Consider the following 475-nt stretch of genomic DNA (forward strand, 5'->3'; position numbering starts at 1 on the left):
CCACCCACCAGAGCTATTCCGTTCTGCGGGCCAGGGGCAGCGTTGCGTGGCCCACGTCGATGCCGTAGACGATTAGCGTCGGTTCGCGTTCGGCTGCGTCTCGCACTCTGATGGCGTCCTCTGCGTAGACCAAGACCTCGTCGCCAATCCTGAACTGCGACGCGAGAGTTGTTGACCACTCGAAGAGCTTCGAGTCGAGGAACTGAACCTCGTAGCGAGTGGGGGAGTGGCGGGCACCGGGTTGTCCGCCGTGTTGCACTCGGGAATGGTCATCGAGGACTCGCATACAGGTCAGCTGTGTCGAGCCGCGCTTGGTCGCGAGCGTTGTGGTGTGCAGATGAGTGAGGGCGCCACGAACGATCATTACTGCACCCTAGCGTGGCGTTCCCGCACATGCGCCACATGCGCCACACGGTCAACTAGTGGCACTAGTGTGAATCAGTGCCTTGATTAGTTCAGGACGGTAGCCACACCA

1 protein-coding gene is annotated in these 475 nt (G+C 60.8%); it reads right to left on the bottom strand.

The window, feature by feature from the left end:
* Nucleotides 1-13 precede the first annotated feature (13 nt).
* Nucleotides 14-364: a hypothetical protein gene (locus H483_RS27555; protein ID WP_017836525.1), complete on the bottom strand. Its 351-nt coding sequence runs from the start codon at nt 362-364 to the stop codon at nt 14-16.
* Between the last annotated feature and the right edge of the window lie 111 nt (nt 365-475).

Origin of the sequence: Dietzia sp. UCD-THP, from assembly GCF_000349585.1 — a bacterium.
Lineage (GTDB): Bacteria > Actinomycetota > Actinomycetes > Mycobacteriales > Mycobacteriaceae > Dietzia > Dietzia natronolimnaea_A.

Bases quoted from the DNA above. Each gene is read 5' to 3' on its own strand.
- H483_RS27555 (WP_017836525.1), bottom strand. From the start codon at position 364: ATGATCGTTCGTGGCGCCCTCACTCATCTGCACACCACAACGCTCGCG.